Annotated in this window: 21 protein-coding genes; 18 read left to right on the forward strand and 3 right to left on the reverse strand. The window is 69.4% G+C overall.

Going from position 1 to position 24,406, the window contains the following annotated elements:
- The first annotated feature begins 1 nt into the window (after window position 1).
- The 7 genes from G6O68_RS26045 to G6O68_RS26075 all read left to right on the forward strand — a co-directional run bounded on the left by G6O68_RS26045 (window position 2) and on the right by G6O68_RS26075 (window position 8,490).
- Window positions 2–3,433, forward strand: coding sequence for an efflux RND transporter permease subunit (locus tag G6O68_RS26045; protein ID WP_165251650.1), 3,432 nt, complete (start codon window positions 2–4; stop codon window positions 3,431–3,433).
- A gap of 314 nt (window positions 3,434–3,747) precedes the next feature.
- Window positions 3,748–3,945, forward strand: coding sequence for a hypothetical protein (locus tag G6O68_RS26050; RefSeq protein WP_165251652.1), 198 nt, complete (start codon window positions 3,748–3,750; stop codon window positions 3,943–3,945).
- 70 nt (window positions 3,946–4,015) lie between these two features.
- Complete coding sequence (locus tag G6O68_RS26055) at window positions 4,016–5,047, forward strand: DUF1559 domain-containing protein (RefSeq protein ID WP_165251654.1); 1,032 nt, start codon at window positions 4,016–4,018, stop codon at window positions 5,045–5,047.
- A gap of 416 nt (window positions 5,048–5,463) precedes the next feature.
- The gene (locus tag G6O68_RS26060; protein WP_165251656.1) at window positions 5,464–5,688 is read left to right on the forward strand and encodes a hypothetical protein; all 225 of its coding nucleotides are present in this window, start codon (window positions 5,464–5,466) and stop codon (window positions 5,686–5,688) included.
- An 83-nt stretch (window positions 5,689–5,771) separates the two neighbouring features.
- On the forward strand, window positions 5,772–6,821 hold the full coding sequence (locus G6O68_RS26065; protein WP_165251658.1) for a DUF1559 domain-containing protein: 1,050 nt from the start codon (window positions 5,772–5,774) through the stop codon (window positions 6,819–6,821).
- A 314-nt stretch (window positions 6,822–7,135) separates the two neighbouring features.
- Window positions 7,136–7,354, forward strand: a complete 219-nt coding sequence (locus G6O68_RS26070; protein ID WP_165251660.1) for a hypothetical protein — start codon at window positions 7,136–7,138, stop codon at window positions 7,352–7,354.
- A 92-nt stretch (window positions 7,355–7,446) separates the two neighbouring features.
- Complete coding sequence (locus G6O68_RS26075; RefSeq protein ID WP_165251662.1) at window positions 7,447–8,490, forward strand: DUF1559 domain-containing protein; 1,044 nt, start codon at window positions 7,447–7,449, stop codon at window positions 8,488–8,490.
- Window positions 8,491–8,637: 147 nt separating this feature from the next.
- On the opposite strand, the gene G6O68_RS26080 is transcribed toward G6O68_RS26075, so the two are convergent.
- Complete coding sequence (locus G6O68_RS26080; protein ID WP_165251664.1) at window positions 8,638–9,867, reverse strand: glycosyltransferase family 4 protein; 1,230 nt, start codon at window positions 9,865–9,867, stop codon at window positions 8,638–8,640.
- A 312-nt stretch (window positions 9,868–10,179) separates the two neighbouring features.
- Here G6O68_RS26080 and G6O68_RS26085 point away from each other — a divergent pair, with 312 nt between their 5' ends.
- The 7 genes from G6O68_RS26085 to dnaB all read left to right on the forward strand — a co-directional run bounded on the left by G6O68_RS26085 (window position 10,180) and on the right by dnaB (window position 16,009).
- Complete coding sequence (locus tag G6O68_RS26085; RefSeq protein ID WP_165251666.1) at window positions 10,180–10,692, forward strand: tRNA (cytidine(34)-2'-O)-methyltransferase; 513 nt, start codon at window positions 10,180–10,182, stop codon at window positions 10,690–10,692.
- Between the two features lie 196 nt (window positions 10,693–10,888).
- Window positions 10,889–11,533 (forward strand): 50S ribosomal protein L25, encoded by a 645-nt coding sequence (locus G6O68_RS26090; protein ID WP_165251668.1) that lies wholly within the window; start codon window positions 10,889–10,891, stop codon window positions 11,531–11,533.
- A gap of 106 nt (window positions 11,534–11,639) precedes the next feature.
- Window positions 11,640–12,218, forward strand: a complete 579-nt coding sequence (pth, locus tag G6O68_RS26095; protein ID WP_240911514.1) for an aminoacyl-tRNA hydrolase — start codon at window positions 11,640–11,642, stop codon at window positions 12,216–12,218.
- A gap of 45 nt (window positions 12,219–12,263) precedes the next feature.
- Window positions 12,264–12,671, forward strand: a complete 408-nt coding sequence (gene rpsF, locus G6O68_RS26100; protein ID WP_165251670.1) for a 30S ribosomal protein S6 — start codon at window positions 12,264–12,266, stop codon at window positions 12,669–12,671.
- A gap of 154 nt (window positions 12,672–12,825) precedes the next feature.
- Complete coding sequence (locus G6O68_RS26105; protein WP_165251672.1) at window positions 12,826–13,377, forward strand: single-stranded DNA-binding protein; 552 nt, start codon at window positions 12,826–12,828, stop codon at window positions 13,375–13,377.
- Between the two features lie 278 nt (window positions 13,378–13,655).
- Window positions 13,656–14,270: a 50S ribosomal protein L9 gene (gene rplI, locus G6O68_RS26110; RefSeq protein WP_165251674.1), complete on the forward strand. Its 615-nt coding sequence runs from the start codon at window positions 13,656–13,658 to the stop codon at window positions 14,268–14,270.
- A gap of 299 nt (window positions 14,271–14,569) precedes the next feature.
- Entirely contained in the window at window positions 14,570–16,009 is a 1,440-nt protein-coding gene (dnaB, locus tag G6O68_RS26115; RefSeq protein ID WP_165251676.1) for a replicative DNA helicase, read from the forward strand.
- 22 nt (window positions 16,010–16,031) lie between these two features.
- On the opposite strand, the gene G6O68_RS26120 is transcribed toward dnaB, so the two are convergent.
- Entirely contained in the window at window positions 16,032–17,747 is a 1,716-nt protein-coding gene (locus G6O68_RS26120) for a hypothetical protein (protein WP_165251678.1), read from the reverse strand.
- A gap of 207 nt (window positions 17,748–17,954) precedes the next feature.
- On the opposite strand from G6O68_RS26120, the gene metG reads away from it, so the two are divergent.
- The 3 genes from metG to G6O68_RS26135 are packed head-to-tail and all read left to right on the forward strand — an operon-like array spanning window position 17,955 to window position 20,702.
- The gene (metG, locus tag G6O68_RS26125) at window positions 17,955–18,287 is read left to right on the forward strand and encodes a methionine--tRNA ligase subunit beta (protein WP_165251680.1); all 333 of its coding nucleotides are present in this window, start codon (window positions 17,955–17,957) and stop codon (window positions 18,285–18,287) included.
- 40 nt (window positions 18,288–18,327) lie between these two features.
- Window positions 18,328–19,944, forward strand: a complete 1,617-nt coding sequence (locus G6O68_RS26130; protein ID WP_165251682.1) for a class I SAM-dependent methyltransferase — start codon at window positions 18,328–18,330, stop codon at window positions 19,942–19,944.
- Window positions 19,944–20,702 carry an alpha/beta hydrolase gene (locus tag G6O68_RS26135; RefSeq protein WP_165251685.1) on the forward strand — a complete coding sequence of 253 codons (759 nt, stop codon included), beginning with the start codon at window positions 19,944–19,946 and terminating at the stop codon, window positions 20,700–20,702. The genes G6O68_RS26130 and G6O68_RS26135 overlap by 1 nt, the downstream gene beginning before the upstream one ends.
- Here the strand turns inward: G6O68_RS26135 and G6O68_RS26140 are convergent.
- Window positions 20,683–21,867: a carboxylate-amine ligase gene (locus G6O68_RS26140; protein ID WP_165251687.1), complete on the reverse strand. Its 1,185-nt coding sequence runs from the start codon at window positions 21,865–21,867 to the stop codon at window positions 20,683–20,685. The two genes, G6O68_RS26135 and G6O68_RS26140, sit on opposite strands and share 20 nt — an antisense overlap.
- A gap of 346 nt (window positions 21,868–22,213) precedes the next feature.
- Between G6O68_RS26140 and recN the strand changes: the two genes are divergently transcribed.
- Window positions 22,214–23,986, forward strand: a complete 1,773-nt coding sequence (gene recN, locus G6O68_RS26145) for a DNA repair protein RecN (protein WP_240911515.1) — start codon at window positions 22,214–22,216, stop codon at window positions 23,984–23,986.
- Window positions 23,987–24,406 lie beyond the last annotated feature (420 nt).

Here is a 24,406-nt window from a genome sequence, read left to right on the forward strand (position 1 = left end):
CGTGTTCTCCCGATTCTTCATCGACCGACCGATCTTCGCCTCGGTGCTCTCGATCGTGATCACGCTCGCCGGCGGCGTCACGCTCTGGACGCTCCCCGTCGCGCAGTATCCCGACATCACGCCCCCCACGGTCGAGGTCTCGGCGTACTACCCGGGGGCCAACGCGCAGGTCGTCGCCGACACCGTCGCCGCGCCGATCGAGCAGCAGGTCAACGGCGTCGAGAACATGCTCTACATGTCGTCGCAGTGCACCAACGACGGCAACTACACGCTGACCGTCACGTTCAAGCCGGGCGTCGACCTGAACATGGCCCAGGTCCTCGTGCAGAACCGCGAGGCCCTCGCCGAGCCGATCCTGCCCGAGTTGGTCAAGCGCCGCGGGGTCTCGGTGACCAAGAAGTCGCCGAGCATCCTGATGATCATCAACGTCTACTCGCCCGACGATTCCCGCGACAACCTCTACCTGAGCAACTACGCCACCATCCAGCTCCGCGACGAGCTGGCCCGGCTCGACGGCATCGGCGACATCACCTACCTCGGCCAGCGCAACTACAGCATGCGGGTCTGGCTCGACCCCCAGAAGATGGCGTTCCGCAACCTGAGCGCGTCCGACGTGGTCCGGGCGATCGAGCAGCAGAACATCCAGGTCGCCGCCGGCCAGCTCGGCCAGCCCCCGGTCGACACCGGCCAGGCCTTCCAGTTCACCATCACCACCCTCGGCCGGCTGACCGACACCGAGCAGTTCGCCGACATGGTCCTCAAGGCCGACCCCGCCGGCGGCGTGGTCCGGCTCTCCGACGTGGCCGAGGTCGAGCTGGGCGCGCAGGGCTACGACCAGGCCTGCACGCTCGACGGCCGGGCCACCGTCGCCCTCTCGGTCTACCAGCGCCCGGGCTCGAACGCCCTGGAGACCGCCCGCTCCGTCCGCGCCAAGATGGAGGAGCTGAAGGACCGCTTCCCCGAGGGCGTCGACTACGCCATCGCCTACGACACCACCCCGTTCATCACCGAGTCGGTGAACGAGGTCTTCAAGACCCTGCGCGACGCCGTGATCCTGGTGGCGATCGTCGTCCTGCTGTTCCTCCAGAACTGGCGGTCGGCCCTCATCCCCCTGATCGCCGTGCCGGTCGCCGTGGTGGGGACGTTCGCCGTGATGTCGGCGATGGGGTTCAGCCTGAACAACCTGACGCTGTTCGGGCTGGTGCTGGCGATCGGCATCGTGGTCGACGACGCCATCGTCGTCGTCGAGGCCGTCGAGCACCACATCGAGCACGGCCTCGCGCCTCGGGAGGCCACGATCCGGGCGATGGAGCAGGTCTCCTCGCCGGTGGTGGCGGTGGGGCTGGTGCTGACGGCGGTGTTCGTCCCCTGCGCGTTCATCTCGGGGATCACCGGCCAGTTCTTCCGCCAGTTCGCCCTCACCATCGCGACCTCCACGCTGATCTCGGCGTTCAACTCGCTGACCCTGAGCCCCGCGCTGGCGGCCCTGCTGCTCAAGCCCCGCCGCAAGGGGGCGTTCGAGGCGCTGCCGATCTGGACGTTCCTGGCGGTCGGGGCCTGGGCCGGCGCCGTCTGGCTGGGACCGGCGGCGGCCGGGATGTTCCCGCAGCCGGCCGCCCTCCGGGATTCGACCATCCTGACCCACGACCGCCTCGGCATGATCCTGGGAGGGGCCGCCGGCGCGGCGGCGGGGCTGCTGCTGGGCTTCCCGCTGAATCGCCTGCTGGGCTGGGCCTTCGCGGCGTTCAACCGCTTCTTCGACGCCGCCACCGGCTCCTACACGCGGATCGTGGGGGGCCTCCTGAGGGTCAGCGCCCTGGTCCTGCTTCTCTACGGCGGCCTGCTCTACGTCACCTACTGGGGGTTCTCGCGGACGCCGACCGGGTTCATCCCGTCGCAGGACAAGGGCTACCTGCTGGTGAACGTCCAGCTGCCGGACTCCTCCTCGCTGGAGCGGACCCGGGCGGTCATGATGCAGGCCGAGGCCCTGGCGCTCAAGCTCCCCGGCGTCACGCACACCCTGGCCATCGCCGGCCAGTCGATCCTGATGAACGCCAACGCCCCGAACTTCGGCGCGATGTACGTCATGCTCGACGACTTCCACCACCGGGCGCACGAAGGGCTGTCCGGCCCGGTCATCGCGGCCCGCCTCCAGGAGGCGCTCCAGGAGCAGGTGCACGAGGGGACGGTCAACGTCTTCGACGCGCCGCCGGTCGACGGCCTGGGGACCGCCGGCGGCTTCAAGATCGTCGTCGAGGACCGCGGCGACCTCGGCCCCGCCGAGCTGGAGGCGACCGCCCGGCGGCTGGTCGCGGCGGGCGACGCCTCGCCGATGCTGCAGGGGCTGTTCACCAGCTTCCGGGCCGACACTCCCTGGCTCTTCCTGGACGTGGACCGCGACAAGGCCAAGCTGCTGGGCGTCTCCATCTCGGAGCTGTTCAACACCCTGCAGGTCTACCTCGGCTCGCTCTACGTCAACGATTTCAACCGGTTCGGCCGCACCTGGCAGGTCAACGTCCAGGGCCGCGCCGACTTCCGCCAGGAGATGCGCGACCTCGCCGGGCTCCGCGTCCGCAACGAGCAGGGCGGCATGGTCCCGCTGGGGTCGCTCGTCCGCACCCGAGACGTGAGCGGGCCGGTCATGAACCTGCGCTACAACCTCTACCCCTCGGCCGCGATCAACCTTTACCCCGCTCCGGGCGTCAGCTCGGGCCAGGCGCTCGACGAGATGCAGAGGATCATGGACGAGGAGCTTCCCCAGGCCATGCGCTCGGACTGGACCGAGTTGGCCCTGCTCCAGCGCCAGACCGGCAACACGGCCATGTTCGCCTTCGCCCTGGCGGTGGTCCTCGTCTTCCTCGTCCTCGCGGCCCAGTACGAGAGCTGGGCCTTGCCGCTCGCCGTCATCCTGGTCGTGCCGATGTGCCTGCTCTGCTCGACCATCGGCGTCAACCTCTGGCGCATGGACGTGAACATCTTCACGCAGGTCGGATTCATCGTCCTCGTCGGCCTGGCGTGCAAGAACGCGATCCTCATCGTCGAGTTCGCCAAGGCCCGGCGCGAGGCCGGCTCCTCCGCGTATGAGGCGACCCTGGAGGCCTGCGAACTCCGGCTGCGGCCGATCATCATGACCTCGCTGGCCTTCATCCTCGGCGTCGTCCCCCTGATCCTCGCCGCCGGGGCCGGCGCCGAGATGCGCCAGACCCTGGGCGTGGCCGTCTTCAGCGGGATGCTGGGCGTCACCCTGTTCGGCATCTTCTTGACGCCCGTCTTCTACTACGTCATCCAGCGCCTGGCCGACCGCCGCGACGAGCGCCGCCCCCCCGACGAGCGCCGCGACGCCTCGCGAGCCCTCGCCCATCGGCCCGGCTCGAACGGCGACGCCGAACACGCCGACGCCGAGTCCGACGAGGATCTCGTCCGCTCTCATTAACGGCCTTTCACGCACGAATCCGTTCGCCCGAAATCGCGGGATCCGTTCGGTTCGCCGGCTTGACGCGGATCCATGCTATCGCCTATAACGGCCTGCCGGGATCGACGCCCCTGGATCGATCCCGCAAGCCCTTGGTCCCGTCCGCGCCCCCCCCTCTCCTCTCCGGCGCGCGGATGGCTCGAGCGCCCGCTCGTCCCGACAGACCTCGACCCAGGGCGCCTCCGCGCGCTTCGGGGGTTCCCCACGCCGCGAGGGTCGAGCCTCGCGACGCCGTCCTTGCGCGCGGGCGACGTCCTCATTTTGGAGCCGGATCCATGCCTCGTCCTTCGAAGAGTCGCTGGTTCGCGATCGGCCTGACAGCCCTCGTCCTGATCGGCTGCCAGCCCGAGGAAGTGGGCACGGTCGGGCCGGAGGCTCCGCCGGACGACGCGGCCGTCGCCGATCCCGACGTGCCGGCCAAGGGGAAGGGCAAGGGGGCCGTCGTGCCCGTGACCCGCGAGTCCCGCAAATGAGCCGGCCTCGACGCCACGTTCTCATCATCGTCCCCGGATCCTTCCTCGACGTCCTCACCAGGAGTTCCGCATGCCCCCGACCCGGCCCGACCGCCGCTCCGGCTTCACGCTGATCGAATTGCTGGTAGTCATCGCCATCATCGCCGTGTTGATCGCCCTGCTCCTGCCGGCCGTGCAGTCGGCCCGCGAGGCCGCCCGCCGCGCCCAGTGCACCAACAATCTCAAGCAGCTCGCCCTAGGCGCGGCCAACTATGAGTCGAGCAACGGCTGCTTCCCGCCCAGCAACCTGACGACTTTCCGCTGGCGGTCCCAGACGACCCTCGACAGCCTGAGCATCTGGTTCCGCCTGGCGCCGTTCATCGAGCAGAAGGGGGTGTACGACGCCGCAAACATGCTCCTCTGCCAGTCCGACTGGGAGAACTTGACCGTAATCGGCCAGGGCATCACGTCGCTCTGGTGCCCGAGCGATCCCCTGGTCTCGCAGTCGGTGGCCCTCAACTGGACCGGAGCGCCGGCGGGCAGTTGGCGGATGCAATACAGCAGCTATGCGGCCAACGCCGGTCTGTGGAACCTGCGGATCCGCACCAACAACAACTTCGCGGCGCTCATGGCCTGCATGACCGGCCCAATGTACAGCCATTCCAACGTGACCGTCGCCGGCATCACCGACGGCACCAGCAACACGATCGCTTTCGGCGAGCGCGCCCACTCGATCCTCCGGCAGACCATCCGCGACGAGTATCACTGGTGGTCGTCGGGCTATTACACCGACAACAGCTTCCACAGCTACTGGCCGATCAACGCCCACAAGCGGCTCCCGCAGAGCGTCCTCACCAGTGGCACGTTCACGGAACGAACCGCCATCTACCTCTCCAGCCTGCATCCCGGGGGGGCGAACGTCTCCATGCTCGACGGCTCGGTGCGGTTCCTGAAGGAGTCGATCGACACCTGGGCGCTGGACCCGACCACGGCGGTCCCGCTGGGGGTGACCTACACGAACTCCTTCACCCCCCCCGTCCTCGCGCCCGGCTCGAAGGTCGGCGTCTTACAGGCGCTGACGACCCGCGCCGGCGGCGAGGTCATCTCGGCCGACGCCTACTGACGCGGCCGACCCGGCCGACCCCGACGCAACCCGCGAGCCTCCGCGAGTCGGCCTCCGCCCGGCCCGCGGAGGCTTTCTTTCGCGCGTGCGGGAAGGGCGTCGCGATCGCTGCCGCGCGAGTCGCTTCGCCGCCACGGATCTGCGGACGCCCCGCCACGTCCCTTGACAACCGGCCTCGCGACCATGGTAGGATGTGGCCTCTTGCAAAAGAGAACCTTGCCGATCGAGGATGAACCGGCCCCTTCCCCTCTCCCAGGGCCGGCGAGCCCTCGATCCGTGGACCAAGCGCCGTCCGCCCGCTGAAGGACCGGCCACACCCCCGACGTCGGGCGGTGGTCGATGAATCCTTCGTTCCGAATTCGTCCGACTTGCACCATCGCCTGCGAGACTCACCCCGCGGTGGGAGGTTGTCCGCCATGTCGCCCCGCTCCCCGTTCCTTCGATCGGCCCTCGTGCTGGCCGCGACGATCCTGATCGCCGGCTGCCAGCCCTCCGAAGTCGGCACGATCGGCTCCCCCGAATCGAAGGGGCCCGAGACCGACCCGTCGGCCCCCGTCGTCAAGGGGGGGCAGGTCCAGCCGCCGGTCAAGGTCCGAGGGAAGTCGGTCAGCGCGCGCGAGGCCCTCGGCATCGGCCGCTGACGTCGAGTCGACCGCCCCCCGACCCGTCCCGCTTCGAAGCCGCGATCCGCCCGCTTTCCCGGTCCTTATTCAGGAGATCCTGGATGCCTTCCGCCGCCCTCTCGCCACGCCGGCCGGCCGAGCGTGGCTTCACGCTGATCGAGCTGCTGGTGGTCATCGCCATCATCGCCGTCCTGATCGCCCTGCTGCTCCCCGCCGTGCAGTCGGCCCGCGAGGCCGCCCGCCGCGCCCAGTGCATCAACAACCTGAAGCAGCTCGCCCTCGGCGCGGCCAACTACGAGTCGAGCAACGGCTGCTATCCGCCGAGCAACCTGACGACCCGGCGGTGGCGCGACGGCACCACCCGCGACAGCCTGAGCATCTGGTTCCGCCTGGCGCCGTTCATCGAGCAGAAGGGGGTGTACGACGCCGCCAACATGCTCCTGTGCCAGTCGGACGTCGAGAACCTCACCGTCATCAACCAGGGCATCTCGTCGCTCTGGTGCCCCAGCGACCCGGTCGTCTCGCAATCGTCGCCGGTCGGCACCAACTTCGGCGCCTCGCTGCCGCCGGGCTCCTGGCGGATGCAGTACAGCAGCTACGCCTGCAACTCCGGGATGTGGTCGCTCTCGATCCGCACCAACAACACCAACTTCGCCGGCCGCCTGGCCAGCATGTCGGGCGTGATGTACGGCCACTCCAACGTGACCATCGCCGGCGTGACCGACGGCACCAGCAACACCATGGCGTTCAGCGAGCACGCCCACTCGATGCTCGCCAACAACATCCGCGACTATTACCACTGGTGGTCGTCGGGCTACTACACCGACAACACCTTCGACAGCTTCTGGCCGATCAACGCCCAGAAGTCGACCGTCAAGGGCCTGTTCACGAACGACGCCTTCGAGGAATACCTGCCGATCTTCCTCTCCAGCTTCCACTCCGGCGGCGTCAACGCGTCGATGCTCGACGGCTCCGTCCGGTTCATCAAGGATACGATCGACACCTGGCAGCCCAACCCCACGACAGGCGACCCGCCGGGCGTCACCTGGGCCAACTCCACCTACAACATCGGCACCGGCGCGAAGATCGGCGTCTTCCAGGCGCTGACGACCCGTGCCGGCGGCGAAGTGGTCTCGGCCGACTCTTTCTGACCCGGTCCGCCCGAATTCGATCCCGAACCACGCCGCCCAGGACCTCGCGCCCGCCAGTTCCTGGGCGGTCCCTTGCGCCCCGGCCAGGGCCGTGACGACGGCCCGTAACCTGCAGAAGCGAGCCGCGATCCCCTGAGATCCAGAATTCCTCATCGCGCGCTGCCAATATCGTGAAGACCTGTTACCATGCACTCTGGCGGTGCCTTCACGGCGAATCCTCCCCTCCCCCGCCCCTCTCTCCTCCGGCGCCTCTTCCCCCTGCCGAGTCGGCTCGCCGGCTTCCATCCTTCGATCTCCCGGAGTCCGCCGATCTCATGAAGGGGCATGCCTCGCCTCGCCGCGTCCTCCCGTGCGGCCTGATCCTCGCCTTATTCCTCGTCCCGATGGGCTGCGGCAGCCACCCCGAGGAAGGGACCATCGACCTCCCGGCGCGCAAGGGCGAAGTCGCCGACGCCGACGCGGCGGCCAAGAAGACCTCGCCGAGCGCCAAGAAGCGTCGAGCCACCGAGGCGGACGCGGCGGAAGGCCGGTGAGCCTCCGCTCTCGGCCCGAAGCGTCTCGACGTCCCCTCCGTCCCCTCCTCTCGCCCTGTTTCTTCGTCCCCCTCATTCTCGAAGGGATTTGCATGCATCGGACTATCTCTCGCCGGCGTGGATTCACGCTGATCGAACTGCTGGTGGTCATCGCCATCATCGCCGTCCTGATCGCGCTGCTGCTTCCGGCCGTGCAGTCGGCCCGCGAGGCCGCCCGCCGCGCCCAGTGCACCAACAATCTGAAGCAGCTCGGGCTGGCCGCCGCGAACTACGAGAGCAGCAACGGGAGCTTCCCCGGCGGTCAGTACAACACGATCGACTTCTACTCCCGGGCCACCCGTGAGAACTACAGCGTCTTCGTGCGGATGGCGCCGTACATGGAGCAGGCGAACGCCTTCAACGTGGCGAACTTCTCGTTCCGGTCGCTGAACCTGGAGAACATCACCCTCGCGGGGATCGGCGTCAGCAGCCTCTGGTGCCCGAGCGACGCCACGGTCTCCCAGCCCGTGGCGATCGACGACGCCCTCCGGGCCTCGCTGGGCTACACCTCGCTCCCCCCCGGGAGCTGGAGGCAGTCGTACACCAGCTACCGCGGCAACCAGGGCTTGTGGGGCCTCCGGCTCCTGACCAACGCGGCCACCCACGCCCAGCGGATGGCGATCATGAACGGGACGATCTACGGCCAGAGCGCCGTCACGATCAGCTCCATCACCGACGGCACCAGCAACACCATCCTCTTCACCGAGGTGGGCCACGGCCTGGTCGCCCCGGCGACCCGCAACACGTATCACGGCTGGAACTCGGCGTACTACACCGACACGCTCTCGCACGCCTTCTACTCGATCAACTCGCACCGGAAGAACATCGGGACGTCCCCCACCGGCGACGACGTCGCCATGTCCGTCTCGAGCTTCCACCCGGGCGGCGCGAACGTCGCGCTCTGCGACGGCTCGGTCCGTTTCCTCAAGGATACGATCGACTCCTGGACCATCGACGGGACCTCCTCGGACCCGATCGGCGTCACCTACGACTCCTCGAACCGGGTGTACAATATCGCCCCGGGCTCGAAGATCGGCGTCTACCAGGCCCTCTCCACCCGCAACGGCGGCGAGATCATCAGCGCCGACCAGCTCTGAGGCCTTTTCCGGCGGCTCGACGCGATAGCCGCGACGCCAGACCGGCGGGGGCTCAACCCGCCGGTCTGGCGTCTTTTCTCACGCCGTAGCCAGGCCGATCCGCCCCGTCATCGGAGAGGCCCGATCCATCGCCCCTACGAGGCCGGCTCAGGGCCGGAACGGGCCGGCCGCCTCGCCTCGGTTCTGCCCGCGAAGGGCGGGGACCGCGCGGAGGAGCAGCGTGCGAAATGCGTGGGCCCAGCCTGCGTCCGGGTCGTGGAACGGCCCGCGACGCGCGTCGCCCGCCCGGACGATCGCGTCGTAGAATCCGCGGTCGTCCCGGAGCCTCTGGATCGCGTCGGCGTAGCCCCGGGGATCATCCGCCGGGACGACCAGCACGGCGTCGCCGAGGCTCTCGATCGCGGGGCAGGTCGGGGAGGTCATCACCGGCTTGCCCGCCAAAACCCCCTCGGCGACGACCTTGTTGAACCCCTCCGCGAACTCACTCCGGGTGGGGACGATCACGGCGAAGCTCGAGCGGAAGATCGACGGCAGGCGGTCGCGGTCGACGTACCCCCGGAACACGAAGCGATCCTCGACCCCCCGCGCCCGCGCCATCGCCTTCATCTCCGCCAGCGCCCCGCCGTCTCCGCAGACGTCGAAGACCAGGTCGTCGCAGCCCCGGTCGCGAAGCATCGCCGCCACGTCGACCAGGTCGAACGCCCCCTTCGAGGCCTCGACCCGCCCCACGAAGAGGATCCGACGCCTCTCCGTGCCCCCCGGGGGATCGGCCTCGGGCGCGACGTCGAACGTCCCGGGAGGGTAGCTCGGAAAGAAGACCACGATCGGCAGCTCCTCCCCGGCGATCTCACGGACTTGCCGGGCGATCTCGTCGGAGACGCACATCACCCCCACGACGCATCGCCGGAAGTACCAGCCGTTGAGTCGCATGACGAGCCCGTGAACCCGCCCCGCCGGGGCGTCGCCCGTCCACAATCGGCAATGGATCGTCGGTATGACCTTCACCCCGAGCCAGGCGACCGGGGCCAGCAGGAACCAGTGGATGAAGTCGAAGTGGACCACCACCTTCGCCCGGAAGGCGAGAATCGCCGCGATCAGCCGGAGGTGATACCCGAGGCTCCCCAGGTAATAGCCAAACTTGCGCCGCCGCATCCAGGGCGACGGCCAGTTCACGATCTCGACGCGCTCAGCCGCGAACGAATCGGCGGCCCTGGGATGGACCGTGACGACCTTCGCCCGTAGCCCGAACTCGCGGCAGACGTCGAAGAACTGCGACGAATAGGTGACCGCAACCTGTCCGGGGTCGGGCTCACCCTTGAGATAATGCCGGTACGTCCCGATCAGATCCCCCGGGCCCGCGCAGTAAAAGATCCTCATGTATGCTTCATCCTCGGAACCCGGCCGCCCCGAAACCGCTCCGATAGACGAGGTTGGGGATGGTCGCACGGGAGTGGAGGCCGTCGGGCCCCGGTGCATCCTCGAATGGGCCAGGGCCCCTCTCGGACGATGCAAGACGCCGACGCCGAATTTGTTGCGTGAAGAGATGAGCTGCTGGGCTCGGCTCCCTTGGGGCGAGTCATCCTATCCCGCCGACCTCGCGAAAGCCAGCTGACTCCGACCCCCGCCGGGGCCGTGGGCGGCCTAGCGGGCCACGGCCACGCTCTCGAGCCGGGAGCAACGGGAGATCCCATGTCCGACAGACCGACCGCGCCGGCGGGGAACCTCCACCTCGTCCTGGCCCAGCCCGAGATCGCCGCCAACACCGGCGCGATCGGCCGGACCTGCGTCGCGGTGGGGGCGACGCTCTGGCTGGTCCGCCCCCTGGGCTTCCGCCTCGACGACCGCTACGTCCGCCGCGCCGGGCTGGACTACTGGGAGCACCTGGAACTCCGGGTCGTCGACGGCCTCGACGAGGTCGCCGAGGCCCTGGGCCGCGACCGACTCTGGTGGTTCAGCACCAAGGCGTCCCGCCCCTACACCGAGGCGACGTTCCGCCCCGGCGACGCCCTGGTCTTCGGCCCCGAGAGCCGCGGCCTCCCGGCCCGCCTGGTCGCCGAGGCCGGCGACCGCGCCCTGCGGATCCCCATGCGGCCCGAGGCCCGCAGCCTGAACCTCGCCAACGCCGCCGCCGTGGGGTTGTACGAGGCCGTCCGCCAGGTCGAGGCCCGGAATTCGTCGCACGGAGGCGGCCTGCCGTCTTGAACGATCCGGCGCCAGTTCGCATAATGGTCGGATGCGCGGTCGCAAGGGCCGCATTTTGACGGGCGAAGTGCGACGAGCGACCGCTCGCGGCGACCCTCCCCAGGGGTTCGTCGGCGCAGGATGCGTCGAGGCAAGCCCAACTGTCTTCAGGTTTTACGGGACCTCGCCAGCGCGGGTCCGGTCAAGGCGAGCGACGATGTCCGAAGCAATCAAGTTACGGGTCGAGACGCGCGACCCCGCCAAGAACAAGGGGACGGGCACCCGGGCGTCCCGCAAGCTGCGGGCGGCCGGACGCATCCCGGCCGTGATCTACGGGCACAAGCAGGCCGTGGTGCCGATCACCCTGGGCGCGATCGAAGCCCGGACGATGATCGCCGGGGCCAGCCACCTGGCCGAACTCGACCTCGGGGGTCAGACCGAGACGGTCCTGATCCGCGACGTCCAGTGGGACCACCTGGGCCGGGAGATCCTCCACATCGACTTCGCCCGGGTCGACAAGGAAGAGCTGATCGAGACCGAAGTCGAGCTGGACTACAAGGGCGACGCCGCGGGCGTCAACGACGGCGGCCTGCTCACGCCGGTCGTCCGCTCGCTGACCGTCAAGTGCCCCGCCGGCGCGATCCCCGACTCGATCAAGGTCGACGTCTCCGCCCTGAAGCTGGGCGAGGGGATCCACGTCCGCGAGCTGACGCTCCCTACGGGCGTGGTGGCCGAGGCCGACCCCGACGTCCTGCTCGTCCACGTGGTCGCGCCGGCCCAGGAGACCGAGGCCGAGCCCGGCGCCGACGCCATCCAGCCCGAAGTGATCAAGCCCGAGCGCAAGGAAAAAGGGGCCGACTGACCGCGACGCGGGGCCCACTCCCCGACGCGTCCCCGGCCCCGACACGGAGCCGGGGTGACGCGTCGACGGCCGAAGGTCCCCCCGCACGCCGCCCGGAGCCGCCCCCTTGGCGACCTTGAAACTCGTGGTGGGGCTGGGGAATCCCGGCCCCAAGTACCACGGCACCCGGCACAACATCGGATTCGACCTGGTCGACCGCCTCGCGGCCGGCGCCGGGGCCGCCGCCTTCACGCGCAAGTTCGAGGGCCTGGTCGCCGAGGTCGAGATCGACTACCGCCGGGTCCTGCTGCTCAAGCCCGACACGTTCATGAACCTCAGCGGCCGATCCGTCGGCCAGGCCGTCCGCTTCCACAAGCTCGACCTGTCCGACGTCCTGGTGGTGTGCGACGACCTGAACCTGCCGGTCGGCAAGCTGCGGATGCGGAAGGGGGGCTCCGACGGCGGCCAGAAGGGGCTCCGCGACGTCGCCGCCCACCTCGGCACCCACGAGTTCCCCCGGCTCCGGATCGGCATCGGCGAGGCCGGAGAAGGCCAGGCCGTCGACTACGTCCTGGGACGCTTCCGCGGCGCGGAGCGGGCCCGGATGGACGACGCCCTGATCCTCGCCTCGCAAGCCGTGGCCGTGTGGGCGACCCAGGGCGTCCACGAGGCCATGAACCGCTACAACGGATCCACGACCCCATAACATAACCCGACTTCACCGAACGCGGAATCAACGGAGACTCGACCCTTGCCCGTCAACACCTACGAAGGCATGTTCCTTCTGGACAGCACCAAGGCCGCGGCCGCCTGGGACGACACCGTCAAGCAGGTCCACGACATCCTCGCGAAGTACGACTCCGAGATCGTCGCCAGCCGCCAGTGGGACGAGCGCCGGCTCGCCTACCCGGTCGAGGGTCACAAGAAGGGGACCTACCTCCTGACCTACTTCCGGACCGACGGTTCGAAGCTGAAGGAGATCGTCTCCGACTGCCACCTGAGCGACGTGATCCTCCGGGAGCTGATCCTCAAGGTCCACCCGAAGCTCGAGGAACAGCTCGTCAACCAGGCGATGACCTCGAACCCCAACGTCGACGAGGAGAGCGGCCACGGCGACGACATGGACGACCGTCCCCGCCGCCGCCGCCGCGACGACTGACGTCGACGCCCCCCGCAAACCCGCCTCGACCCGCGCCCTCGTCGCGACCGCATCCATCGACGCGCGAATCGACTTGCAATATAGGGAACAACCGTCTACCCTAATCCCAGGGTCTTTTCGCGCCTCGGGAATCGGACAGGAAAGGAGCGGGGCCATGCCGGACTTGAACCGCGTGCAGTTGATGGGTCGTCTCACGTTCGACCCCGAACTGCGACGCATCCCCAACGGGACCGCCGTGAGCGAGTTGCGGATGGCGATCAACCGCTCCTGGCAAGGCCGGGACGGCGACCGTCGGGAAGAGGTGCTGTACATCGACGTCACGGTCTGGGACCGCCAGGCGGAGACCTGCTGCCAGATCCTCCGCAAGGGGAGCCTGATCTTCGTCGAAGGCGCCCTCAAGATGGACCAGTGGGACGACAAGACGACCGGCGAGAAGCGCTCCAAGATCCGCGTCCAGGCCGACCGCGTGCAGTTCCTCGACAGCCGCCGCGAAGGCGGCGGGGGCGGCGGCGTCGGCGGCGACGAGGAGTTTTCCGGCGCCCCGCCGGCCCGCGAGTCGGCCCCGCCCCGCCGCGGGCGTCCCGAACCGGTCGCGGATCGCGGCGGCTACGACAATGGGCCGTCGCGCGGCGGCTACGCCCCGAACAACGCCGGCGGCCGCGCGGCCGTCGCACCCGACCAGGGCGACGACGACATCCCGTTCTGAGCGGACGCCCGACGGGCGGCCGTCGGGGCCGAATCGGGGTGGCGCACAAACGTCCCGCTTGGAGTTTTCGTCCCGATCGGTTTCAATCGACTGCTTGCGCGTCGCGGTTGAGGGGATGGCCCGGGCCTCCCGCCGCGCGACCCTTCGGGCGGCCCGCCCGGAGTTCCCAGAGGTTCGTTAACGGCTCGGCGCGGCTCTGCGGATGAGAGGATGGGGGAGGACGGCCGACGCTCCTCAAGCCCAGCGCGTGCCTTCAGGATCGAAAGCGACAATCGACAATGGCGAAGACTCAATCCAAGACCTCGAAGCCTAAGTCCTCGGGCAAGGCCAAAGGGGACGGTGCCAAGAAGGCCGCGACGGCGGGCCCGCCCAGGCAGCCCGGCGTGGAACGCCGCAAGAACCACCCGCTCCGCGCCAAGAACGGCTACATGAGCGTCCTCCTGACCCACGAGGTCCCGTTCCTCGGCCGTCCCGGCGAGCTGGTGAAGGTCCGCCCCGGCTTCGCCCGCAACTACCTCCTCCCCCAGGGCTTCGCCACGTTCGCGACCCCGCACAACCTGCGGGTCGTCGAGAAGCACCGCGAGCGGCTCCGCGAGCTGGAGGAGGCCCGTCGCGCCGACCTCCTGAACCTCGCCGCCCAGATCGCCCAGCGGTCGCTCACAATCGAGGCCAACGCCAACGAGGAAGGCCACCTCTACGGCTCGGTCAACGCCGACCAGATCGCCGACTCGATCAAGAGCGAAGGCTTCCCGATCACCACCGAGAACATCCGGATCGACGGCCCGCTCAAGGACCTGGGGCTCTACACGATCAAGGTCCACCTCGGCCAGGACATCTTCACCGAGGTCAAGCTCTGGGTCGTCCCCACCCACACCGAGGAAGGGACCTCCTGACCCCTCCCCCTCGTGCCATCCCGGGGCGTCGTGACGCGATTCTTGCGTCCGACGCCCCTTTTTCATTCCCGGTCGGCGTCGACGCCGATCCCCGGCCCCGGGCCTGACCTCCCTCCCGCGGCCCGCATATCCCCGCGTCCCCTCGCGATCCGAACTGGGGCATCTCGGGAATCGGGTTTTCGGCGATGCCGACCTCCGCGCCCGCCGATACAATCGTTCAGGCGATTGGTTCCCGAGCGACGCCCCGCGCGCCGGCTTTTAGGGGTCGCCCGTTCGGCTTCCAAGGAGTGGATCTGGCCATGGCATCCGTCGTCCCGGGCTACAGCAACGGCATCGGCAGGGAGAGCAATGGGGGCGCTGGGTCGTATTCCAGGGGGGAATCCGCCGTGTCCGTCGACCGCCTGCCGCCCCAGAACCTCGACGCCGAGCGGAGCGTCCTCGGCGGCATCCTCCTCGACAACGACATCCTCCACGACATCGTCTCGTTCCTCACCCCGGACGACTTTTACCGCGACGCGCATCAGCTCGTCTATCGTGCCGTCCGCGAGATGTACGACGAAGGCAAGGCCATCGACGTCGTGACGCTCGCCGACGAGCTGGACCGCCGGGGCCAGCTCGCGCAGGTCGGCGGTGACGACGCGCTGTCGGAGATCGCCAACAGCGTCCCCCACGCCGCCAACGCGCGGTACCATGCCGAGATCGTCCGCCAGAAGTCGGTGAGCCGCCAGCTCATCCAGAGCGCGACCGAGATCATCCGCGACGGCTACTCCAACCTTTACACCTCACAGCAACTTCTGGAGGCCGCGGAGAAGAAGGTCTTCGCGATCGCTGAGGATCAGATCAAGGGGCAGGTCCACGAGCTGCAAGGGGTCCTGTCCGAGGCGATGGACCGCATCACCAAGCGGACCGAGGACACCCACGTCGTCACGGGCGTCAGCACCGGATTCGTGGACGTTGACGACATCACCACAGGCTTCCAGCCCGAGCAGCTCATCATCCTGGCGGCCCGGCCAGCGATGGGCAAGACGGCCTTCGCCCTGAATATTTGCGCCACGGCGGCGATACAATATCGGATCCCCACCCTGATCGTCAGCCTTGAGATGGGCCGCCTCGAACTCGGCGAGCGGCTCCTCAGCGCCCACGCCAGGGTCGACTCGAACAAGCTCCGGACCGGGCGTGGTATGGACTACCGCGAGATGAGCAAGCTGGGGAAGGCGTACGGCGAGATCGCCACCGCGCCCATCCACATCGACGACACGCCCTCGCGCAACATGCTGCAGATCATGGCCTCGGCCCGCCGGTTGAAGATGCGTCAGGGCCTCGGCCTGATCATGATCGACTACATCCAACTCATCGACTCCGACGAGTCGAGGGACAGCCGCCAGGAGCAGATCGCCAAGATCAGCCGCCGGCTGAAGATGCTCGCCCGAGAGTTGCACGTCCCGGTGGTCGCCCTCTCCCAGCTCAATCGCGCCGTCGAGAACCGGGAAGACCGTCGCCCGCGCATGGCCGACCTCCGCGAGTCGGGTGCCATCGAACAGGACGCCGACCTCGTGCTGCTCCTCCATCGCCCCGACTATTACGACCCGAACGATCAGCCGAACATCGCCGAGGTCATCGTCGCCAAGAACCGGGCCGGGCGGACCGACACCGCCAAGATGCGGTTCACCAAGAATCTCACCTTGTTCGAGCCCTTGGCGGAAATCGAGGCCCCAATCGACGCGGGCCGGCCGTTCTGAGCGATCGATGATTGCGGTCGGATCAGCGCCCGCCGGCGTCCCTCGCCTCGGCCCCATCCCGGGGCGAGGCGGGAGGCCAGGCCTCGCCCGGTTCAAGCCAGGCGGGCCGGGGGGGCGGCTCCAGGAACAGGTAGCGACCCAGCGCCTGGCGGACGCGGGCCGGGTCCACGACCTTCCCCCGCTCGGGGAGATCGAGCAGGTCGGCCGCGTCGTAGTCGTCCGGCAGCTCCGGCGCATCGACGCGGCCGAACGCGACGTGGACGGCGTCGAGGCCGATCCCCATCGACCGTGCCGCCTTCTCCGCCAGGTCGAGCCGCCGGAGGTGCCGGCGCTGGTGCCCGGCGCGATCGAGCATCAGCGCGTTGGCCCGCATTCGTTGCAGCTCGGGGATCGGGAAACGCGCCGCCTCCGAGGCCGTCATGGGCGGCGTGCTCGCGATCCAGAGGCCTTCCACGCGAGGCCGATTGAGCGTGACCAGAACCGCCGAGAACCCCAGCACGCCCATCGCCGCGCCGCGGCTCAGGCGGACCGGCGGCCTCGACGGCCGCCGCGTCGAATCGACCGTCCTCGGCCCCGACCACCAGCCCGCCACGAACAGCACCCACCCGACCTGGGGCGCGACGTGATACCAGGGCACGAGCATGTGAGCGTTGATCGTGCGCAGGTACTGGTAATCCAGGTAGCCGCGCATGGTCCATTCGACGAGGTAGCTCCCGACCATCAGCGCTCCGCCGGCGATCTCCAGCGGGTTGCAAGCGGCCGGCCCCCCCCGGCGGAGGCGTCGCGACGCCCACAGAGCGACCAGGCCCGTCGTGAGCAAGGCCCCCTGCCCCGGCGTGGTCTCGGCCGCCAGCCCCAGGTTGCCCAGCACCAGGCTCTCCGGGATGGCCTGCATCGTGTGCAAAAGCCCGGCGACGGGCCGGGCGGCCTCGGCGGCGGTGCGGCCGTGGAAGCCGACCCGGCTGTCCATCCGGCCCGCGCCCAGGCCCAGCGAGAGCCCCACCGCCAGCGTCGTCGCCGCGATCGGCGCCGCCGCGGCCCAACGGCACCACCGCCGGCCGTCGACCCACAGGTAAAGCGCCGACACCGGCCCGGCCAGGTGCCCGATCGTCCAGAACCAGCCCGCGCAGGCCGTCGACGCCATGCAGAGCCCGAGCGCCGCCCGCGATCGCGACCGCCGCCAGTCCTGCGCGTACCAGAGCGCCGCGACCGCCGCGAACGAGGCCCAGAGCGGCTGGCCGGCCGAGTACCAGGTCGCCGACGCCAGCATCAGGGACGTGGTCCCCGTCGCCACGGCCGCCGCCGCGCCGGCGACTTCGTTCGCCGTCTCCCTCGCCACGAATCGGCCGACCAGCCCCATCGTCGCGACGAGGATCCCATACGACGCCACCGCCAGCACCTCGGGCACACGCTCCAGGCTCCCGGCGCACGTCACCAGGAACCACGTCAGCGCCCGCCACGCCGGGACGATGTGAGTGATGTGCGGGACGAACAGGTTCCCGATCGTCCGCGAGAGGTCGCGCGAGGCCGCCACGAAGGCGAAGTCGTCGCTGTAGACCCGAGAGATCGCCAACGGGTCGCGCGGGATGTGCGCCCCGGCGAACGGCGCGATCGGGTCGAAGAACAGGACCCACGGCGCGCTCAGCATCGCGACCAGGAGCGTGAGCCGCCCCCACCGGCCGAGCGGCCGCCGCATCCAGGAGTCGACCCGCCGCAATCTGCCGGACGTTCTCGACATCGTGTTGACGCTCCGTGCCCGAAATGTCCGCGTGCCATCTTACCGGCCACCGGGCGTCGGTCCGAGGGTGGGGCGACGGCGATCCCGGCTCGATCGACGCCGCTCGGGGTTTCCTCCGCCTTTCATCTTGGCTTTCCGAGCGGTCCGGGTCAGAATCAGGGGCCGATTCCAGCGACGACCGACCCTTTTTGCGAGAGACCGAGGACCGTGGCCGACCCCATCACGTACGACGACTTCGCCAAGATCGAACTCCGGGTGGCCAAGGTGCTGGAAGCCCGTCCCCATCCCAACGCCGACAAGCTGCTGCTGCTGCAGGTCGACGTGGGGGACGAGCAGAAGCAGATCGTGGCGGGCGTCCGGGCGCATTACACGCCGGAGAGCCTCGTCGGCAAGAACATCGTGATCGTCAACAATCTCGCGCCGGCGATGCTCCGCGGCGAGACGTCCAACGGCATGCTGCTGGCGGCCACCTCGGGCGAGAAGGTCGTCCTGCTGACCGTCGACGACGCCGAGTGCATCCCCGGGGCCAAGATCAAGTAAGCCATCCCTCGAGAGGCGCCGAGTCGAGGCACGCCCCCCCTTGCGTCGAGACCTCGGCGACTTCCAGACGCCCCCGGACCTGGCCGCCGCGCTCGTCCGGCGGCTCGGCCCGATCGGCGAGCGCTGGCCTCGGGTCCTGGAGCCGACGTGCGGCCGCGGGGCCTTCCTGCAGGCGGTGCTCGACTCCCCCTGCCCCCCGCGCGAGGCGATCGGCGTCGAGCTGCAGGAGGCGTACTGCGACGAGGCCCGCGCCGCCCTCCAGGGTCGCGCGACCATCCTCCAGGCCGACGTCTTTCGGCTGGACCTCGGCCGACTCCCCTGGTCGGGCGGCGGTCCCCTCCTTGTGATCGGCAACCCGCCCTGGGTCACGAACGCGGCGCTCGGGAAGCTGGAGAGCGCGAACCTCCCGCCCCGGCGCAATCCCAAGAAGCTCGCCGGGCTCGACGCCCGCACGGGCGCCGCCAACTACGACCTGGCCGAGGCCGTCTGGCTCAAGCTGATCGCCGAGTCGGCCGATCCGCCGTCGTCGATCGCGCTCCTGTGCAAGACGAGCGTCGCGCGAGCCGTCCTCCAGCAACTGCATCGAGCCGGCCCGCCCGTGACGGCCGAACTCGTCGAGATCGACGCCCAGCGCTGGTTCGGGGCGTCCGTCGGCGCGGGATTCCTCACGATCACCCTGGGCGGGCCGCCCGACGCCTCGGGCCGAGTCCGGGTGTTCGCCGGCCCGGAGGCCGCCTTGCCGGCGCGGACGATGGGGACGATCCAGGGACTCTATGCGACCGACCTCGATGCGGCGACGGCCCACGAGTTCGCCCTTGGCGAGAGCGCCGCGGACTGGCGACAGGGAGTGAAGCACGACGCCGCCGAGGTCATGGAGCTGACCGCCGACGGTCACGGCCCGCTCCGCAACGGCCTGGGCGAGGTCGTGGACGTCGAAGCCGACCGCGTCTACCCGCTCGTGAAGGGGGCCGACCTGAAACGGCCGGCGGCCGAGCGGCCCCGCCGCGCGCTGATCGTCACGCAGGATCGTCTGGGCGAGGACACCCGCCGGCTCGCCGAGACCGCTCCGAAGCTTTGGACTTACCTCAGCGACCACGCCGATCGTCTCGCCCGGCGGCGGTCGTCGATCTACGAGGGGCGGCCGCCGTTCGCGATGTTCGGCGTCGGCCCGTACACGTTCGCCCCGTACAAGGCGGCGGTCGCCGGGCTCCACCGGCCGACGCGGTTCCGCGCGCTCGGCCCGATCGACGGCCGGCCGACGGTCCTGGACGACACCTGCTACCTGCTCCCCTGCGGCTCGGCCGTCGAGGCCGCCGTGCTCGCCGCGCTGGGGGACGACCCGATCACGCGAGGTCTGCTCGCAGCTTTCACCCCCGCGCAGGCGAAGCGGCCGGTGACCAAGGCCCTGCTCCGAGCGATCGACCTGGGCGCCGTCCTCGAGCGCGGGGACCGCCCGGCTCTCCGGGCGCGTGCCGTGGAGGCGCTCCGAGACGACCTCGGCTGGGCCGGGGCCGCGCTCGCGACGGCGGCCGACGCCGTTGAAACCGAGATCGAGCGTCTCGCCCCGTTGCTTTCCCCCGGACGCGGCCCGACACTGGATCGAATCCCCGAGTCGACCGACCGCGACCCAGGCCCCCCAGCCGCCGAGGACTCGTGATGGCCTTCGCCACGATCCAGTACTTCAGCCGCTCGCTCGCGAAGGCCTCGGCCTTCAACGTCATCTTCCCGGACGGCCCGGAGGTCCCCCGCCCCTGGTCGACCTTCTATCTGCTCCACGGCCTCTCCGACGACCACACGATCTGGGCCCGCCGCACCAGCATCGAGCGCTACGTCCAGGACCTGCCGATCGTCGTGGTCATGCCGGACGGCGGCCGGGGCTGGTACACCAACGCCGTCGAGGGCTACGCCTACGAGGACGACCTGATGAAGGACGTCGTCGGCCTCGTCGACCGCACCTTCCCCGTGAGGGCCGAGCGCGAGGGCCGGGCCGTCGGCGGGCTCTCGATGGGGGGCTACGGCGCCGTGAAGCTCGGTCTCAAGCATCACGAGACGTTCTGCAGCGTCAACTCCCACTCCGGCGCCCTGGCGTTCCTCCGCACCGACCCGGCCGAGAACAAGAAGCTGAGCCCCGAGTTCGAGCGGATCTTCGGCAAGGAGCCGAAGGGAGGCCCGGAAGACCCGTTCGCGATCCTCGAAGGGATCGACCACGGCCGCATCCCGGCGATGCGGATCGACTGCGGGACCGAGGACTTCCTCATCGAGCACAACCGCGACTTCCACAAGTTCCTGGAAGACCGTCGCGTGCCGCACGAGTACGAGGAATTCCCCGGTTCCCACAACTGGCCGTACTGGGATCAGCATGTGCAGGAGGCGATCAGGTTCCACGCCCGGAATCTCAAGATTGCGAAGCCGTGACTTCGACGTCCGACCCGGCGGTTGGTTCCCGAGCCGACTGGTCCGGGCCCGAGACGTCGTCGCCGGCGAGGAAGCGGGCGACGTCCGTCAGCCGGCCCGTGCTGGCGAAGACCTCGCGCTGACGGGTCGCGCCGTCGGGGCGTTCGGCCATCGCCCGGGCGTGTGCGAGCCAGTGCGAGCAGCCGAGCCTCTCGGCCGTCGGCGCCAGGACGTCGGTCATGCGTCGGACGGCGTCGCGGGCGACCTCGTTGCGGCCCGTCTCCGGGTCGACGAGCATCGCCTCGATGCCGTGCCTCGCGGCGCGCCAACGGTTTTGACGGATCATCAGCCGCCCGAATTCGTTCAGCTCGGCCGGCTGCTTCCCGGTGTCCTCTGCGATGTTGTGGATCAGGCACTGGATCAGGGCCGTGAGCCCCTGGACCGAGGCCAGGTCGGTCGGCATGTCGCAGATGCGCACCTCGACGGTCCCGTGGCGGTCGCTGGGGCGGACGTCCCACCAGAGTTCCTTGGTCGTCTTGATCGAGCCCACCTCGGCAAGCCGCTCGGCCAGCCGGACGAACGAATCCCAGTCCCGCAGGAACGGCGGCTGCCCACCGGTCGGCGAGACGCCCATGACGTCCAACCGATAGGAACTCAGCCCGGTATCGCGACCGCACCAGTACGGGCTGTTGGCCGAGAGCGCCAGGAGCGTCGGGAGGTAGTGCGCGACCCGGGTGCAGGCCCGCGCCGCCGTGTCGCCGTCGGCCACGCCGACGTGGACGTGCAGGCCGAACGTCAACTGGCGGCGGATCGTGTCCTGGTTGTCCTCGAGCAGCTGGTGATAACGGTCGCTGATCGAGACGTCCTGGTCCATCCAGTAGGCGAAGGGGTGCGAGCCGCCCCAGGCCATCCGGGCGTTGAACCGACCGGCCCGCTCGGAGACCAGCGCGAGCTTGGCGGCCAGGTCGCGGCCGACCTCGTCCACGTCGCGGCAAATCGCCGTGTTCACCTCGACGCAGCACTGGTAAAGCTCGGGCTTCACGGACTCCTCGAACTCGGCCGGCACCGTCTCCAGGATGTCGTCGCCGACGGGAGATAGGTCCAGCGAATCGCGGTCGAGGATCTGCATCTCCAGCTCGACGCCCAGGGTGGGCCAATCGCTTCCCTTGAACGGTTGGACGGGCATTACGGCGTCCTCGGATGGATGTCGTCGAGGACGCCGAGCCGATGGCCGGCAGGCCCTCTTAGCGGCCACACTGCATACAGCATGCCGGATCATCCGTAATCAAGAGGTCCGTCCGGCCGCTCCCGTGTTGCGAATCGGAAACAGCACGGCGATCTCGGGCTCGATCACCTTCGGGGTGGTTGCAAACCGCTTCGTCAGCTTCGATTATGTCTGGACGGCCTCGGCCTGCCGACGCCCCGTCGGGCTCCACGCCGGGTCGGCCGGCTTTCCGCAACCCGGGCCACCGGAAAAGGAGTGGCCAAAATTTCATCGAGGACATCTGGATAGTTCGACGACGATTGGCACAATGAAGTCCGAGCGAGAGGGTTTCACCCCGACCCTGGATTCGGCGGGGGGCTTGGAGGCCCGGAACGTGCTGCGCGAACTCTCGGTTCAGAACCTGGCGACGATCGAAGACGTCCAGATCGAGCTGGAAGACGGCTTCTGCGTCTGGAGCGGCGAGACCGGGGCGGGCAAGAGCCTCTTGCTCTCCGCGCTCGGCCTGGTGCTCGGAGGCAAGGCGTCGGCCGAGCTGGTGCGCTCGGGCAAGCCCGAGGCCCGCGCCGGGGCCGTCTTCGAGATCGAGGACCCCACCCTGCGCGCCGACCTGGAGGAGGTCCTCGGGTCCGCGCTGGAAGATGGGACGCTGATCATCAATCGCCGCGTTTCGGCTCAGGGGCGGAGCGCCGCGCAGGTCAACGGCATGCCGGTGACGATCGCGACTCTCCAGAAGCTGGGCGAGCGGCTGATCGACGTCCACGGCCAGTTCGAGAACCGTGCGCTGGTCGACCCCGACCGCCAGCGGGACCTCCTCGACGCCTTCGGCGGCCTGGAGGAACTCCACATGGCCTACACCGAGGCCCGGACCCGGCACGACCAGCTCCGACGCGCCCGCCAGGCGCTCCTCGACTCGTCCCAGGCCCGTCAGCGCGAGCGGACCCTGCTCGCGTTCGAGCGCGACGAGTTGGCCGCCGCCGATCCCAAGGCCGGCGAGCACGAGGAGCTGGTGCAGGAGTCGCACATCCTCGCCAACGCCGAGGCCCTGCGCACCGCCGCCGTCGACGGCCATCGGCTCCTGTACGAGGCCGACCGCTCGGCCCAGGAGATCCTCTGCCGCGTCGCGCGGTCGCTCGAACCGCTCGCGAAGGAGGTCCCCGAACTGGCCGAGGCCGCCGCCACCCTGGAGCGCCTGGCCGACGAGACCCGCGAGGTCGCCTACACCTTGCGCGACCTGGGCCAGGGCTGGGACGAGGACCCCGAGCGGCTCGAAGACGTCGAGACCCGCTTAGCCCAGTACCGGAAGCTCTCCAACCACTTCCACTGCCAGCCCGACGACCTGGCCGCGCTCAAGGCCGAGATCGAGGCCAAGCTCGCCGCGATCGAGCGCGACGAGAGCGACCTGAAGGAGTTCGACCGGCCCCTCGCCGAGGCCTGGGGAGCCGTCAAGAAAGCCGCCGCCGCGCTCACGGACGGGCGTCGCAAGACGGCCAAGGATTTCGGCAAGGCCATCCAGGCGCGGTTGAAGTGCCTGGGGATGGACCGGGCGAAGCTCTCCGTCGAGGTCGAGCCGCGTCCGCTGGGGGACGATCCGACCGCTCCGTCGCCCCCCGAGTCCGGGGCCGACCGGGTCGAGATGATCTTCCTGGCGAATCCCGGCGAGGTTCCCCAGCCGCTCCGCAAGATCGCCTCGGGCGGCGAGCTTTCGCGCGTGACGCTCGCCGCCAAGGCGGTCCTGGCGGCCGTCGACCGGGTGCCGACCCTGGTCTTCGACGAGATCGACACCGGCGTCGGCGGCCGGCTTGGCTCGGCCCTGGGCAAGACGCTCGCCGACCTGGCCAAGCACCATCAGGTGGTCTGCGTCACCCACCTGCCGCAGATGGCCAGCTATGCTCGGAAGCAATGGGTGATCCGCAAGCAGGTCGATCGCGGCCGGACCCGGACCACCATCGCCCCGCTCGCCGAGACCGAGCGCGTTGCCGAACTCGCCGCCATGCTCCGCGGCGACTCCGCCGCCGAGAGCACCCGCCTCGAAGCCCGCGAGATGCTCCGCGAGGCCCGCGAGGCCGTCGGCGTAGCCTGACGCGAAGTGGGCGGGGAAGAATTCGTAAGGCTTCGATTCCGGCCCGGAACCGCTACACCTCGCGGAACCGCCCACTCCGCTCGGCGGCGAGGCGACGACTCGTCGTCGTGCAGTGTCGCACCTTGGTCGACCACCGCCTCGTGCTCCCGCCGCTCGCTTTCCTCCGAGGCCATCCTCCGACGCACTCCCGAACCACTGCCAGTCCGTCAGGGCATCGCCCACTCGCGGCTTTCCTGGCCCCGCCCTTCCAACCTGAGTCGACAGGCTCGCCGGAGCAGAACTCTGGGAGGACAGCAGACGGAGAGCTGAAAGGCGCATGAAAAAGGGTTAGAGCCGTTTCCCGCTGATTGTGTCGGTTGACGCGGTTATTCCTGGGTAGCTCTGGAGGACCCCCGGGATGAATGCCTACTCGACCGACCT

The sequence above is a fragment of the Paludisphaera soli genome, assembly GCF_011064595.1.
GTDB lineage: Bacteria > Planctomycetota > Planctomycetia > Isosphaerales > Isosphaeraceae > Paludisphaera > Paludisphaera soli.

What these genes read in the sequence shown, in the direction of transcription:
- G6O68_RS26085 (WP_165251666.1), top strand. Translation starts at nt 10,180, where the DNA reads ATGTCCGACAGACCGACCGCGCCGGCGGGGAACCTCCACCTCGTCCTG.
- G6O68_RS26070 (WP_165251660.1), top strand. Translation starts at nt 7,136, where the DNA reads ATGAAGGGGCATGCCTCGCCTCGCCGCGTCCTCCCGTGCGGCCTGATC.
- G6O68_RS26120 (WP_165251678.1), bottom strand. Translation starts at nt 17,747, where the DNA reads ATGTCGAGAACGTCCGGCAGATTGCGGCGGGTCGACTCCTGGATGCGG.
- G6O68_RS26050 (WP_165251652.1), top strand. Translation starts at nt 3,748, where the DNA reads ATGCCTCGTCCTTCGAAGAGTCGCTGGTTCGCGATCGGCCTGACAGCC.
- G6O68_RS26140 (WP_165251687.1), bottom strand. Translation starts at nt 21,867, where the DNA reads ATGCCCGTCCAACCGTTCAAGGGAAGCGATTGGCCCACCCTGGGCGTC.
- G6O68_RS26135 (WP_165251685.1), top strand. Translation starts at nt 19,944, where the DNA reads ATGGCCTTCGCCACGATCCAGTACTTCAGCCGCTCGCTCGCGAAGGCC.
- G6O68_RS26065 (WP_165251658.1), top strand. Translation starts at nt 5,772, where the DNA reads ATGCCTTCCGCCGCCCTCTCGCCACGCCGGCCGGCCGAGCGTGGCTTC.
- rplI (WP_165251674.1), top strand. Translation starts at nt 13,656, where the DNA reads ATGGCGAAGACTCAATCCAAGACCTCGAAGCCTAAGTCCTCGGGCAAG.
- G6O68_RS26105 (WP_165251672.1), top strand. Translation starts at nt 12,826, where the DNA reads ATGCCGGACTTGAACCGCGTGCAGTTGATGGGTCGTCTCACGTTCGAC.
- G6O68_RS26075 (WP_165251662.1), top strand. Translation starts at nt 7,447, where the DNA reads ATGCATCGGACTATCTCTCGCCGGCGTGGATTCACGCTGATCGAACTG.
- G6O68_RS26060 (WP_165251656.1), top strand. Translation starts at nt 5,464, where the DNA reads ATGTCGCCCCGCTCCCCGTTCCTTCGATCGGCCCTCGTGCTGGCCGCG.
- G6O68_RS26080 (WP_165251664.1), bottom strand. Translation starts at nt 9,867, where the DNA reads ATGAGGATCTTTTACTGCGCGGGCCCGGGGGATCTGATCGGGACGTAC.
- dnaB (WP_165251676.1), top strand. Translation starts at nt 14,570, where the DNA reads ATGGCATCCGTCGTCCCGGGCTACAGCAACGGCATCGGCAGGGAGAGC.
- G6O68_RS26090 (WP_165251668.1), top strand. Translation starts at nt 10,889, where the DNA reads ATGTCCGAAGCAATCAAGTTACGGGTCGAGACGCGCGACCCCGCCAAG.
- recN (WP_240911515.1), top strand. Translation starts at nt 22,214, where the DNA reads ATGAAGTCCGAGCGAGAGGGTTTCACCCCGACCCTGGATTCGGCGGGG.
- G6O68_RS26055 (WP_165251654.1), top strand. Translation starts at nt 4,016, where the DNA reads ATGCCCCCGACCCGGCCCGACCGCCGCTCCGGCTTCACGCTGATCGAA.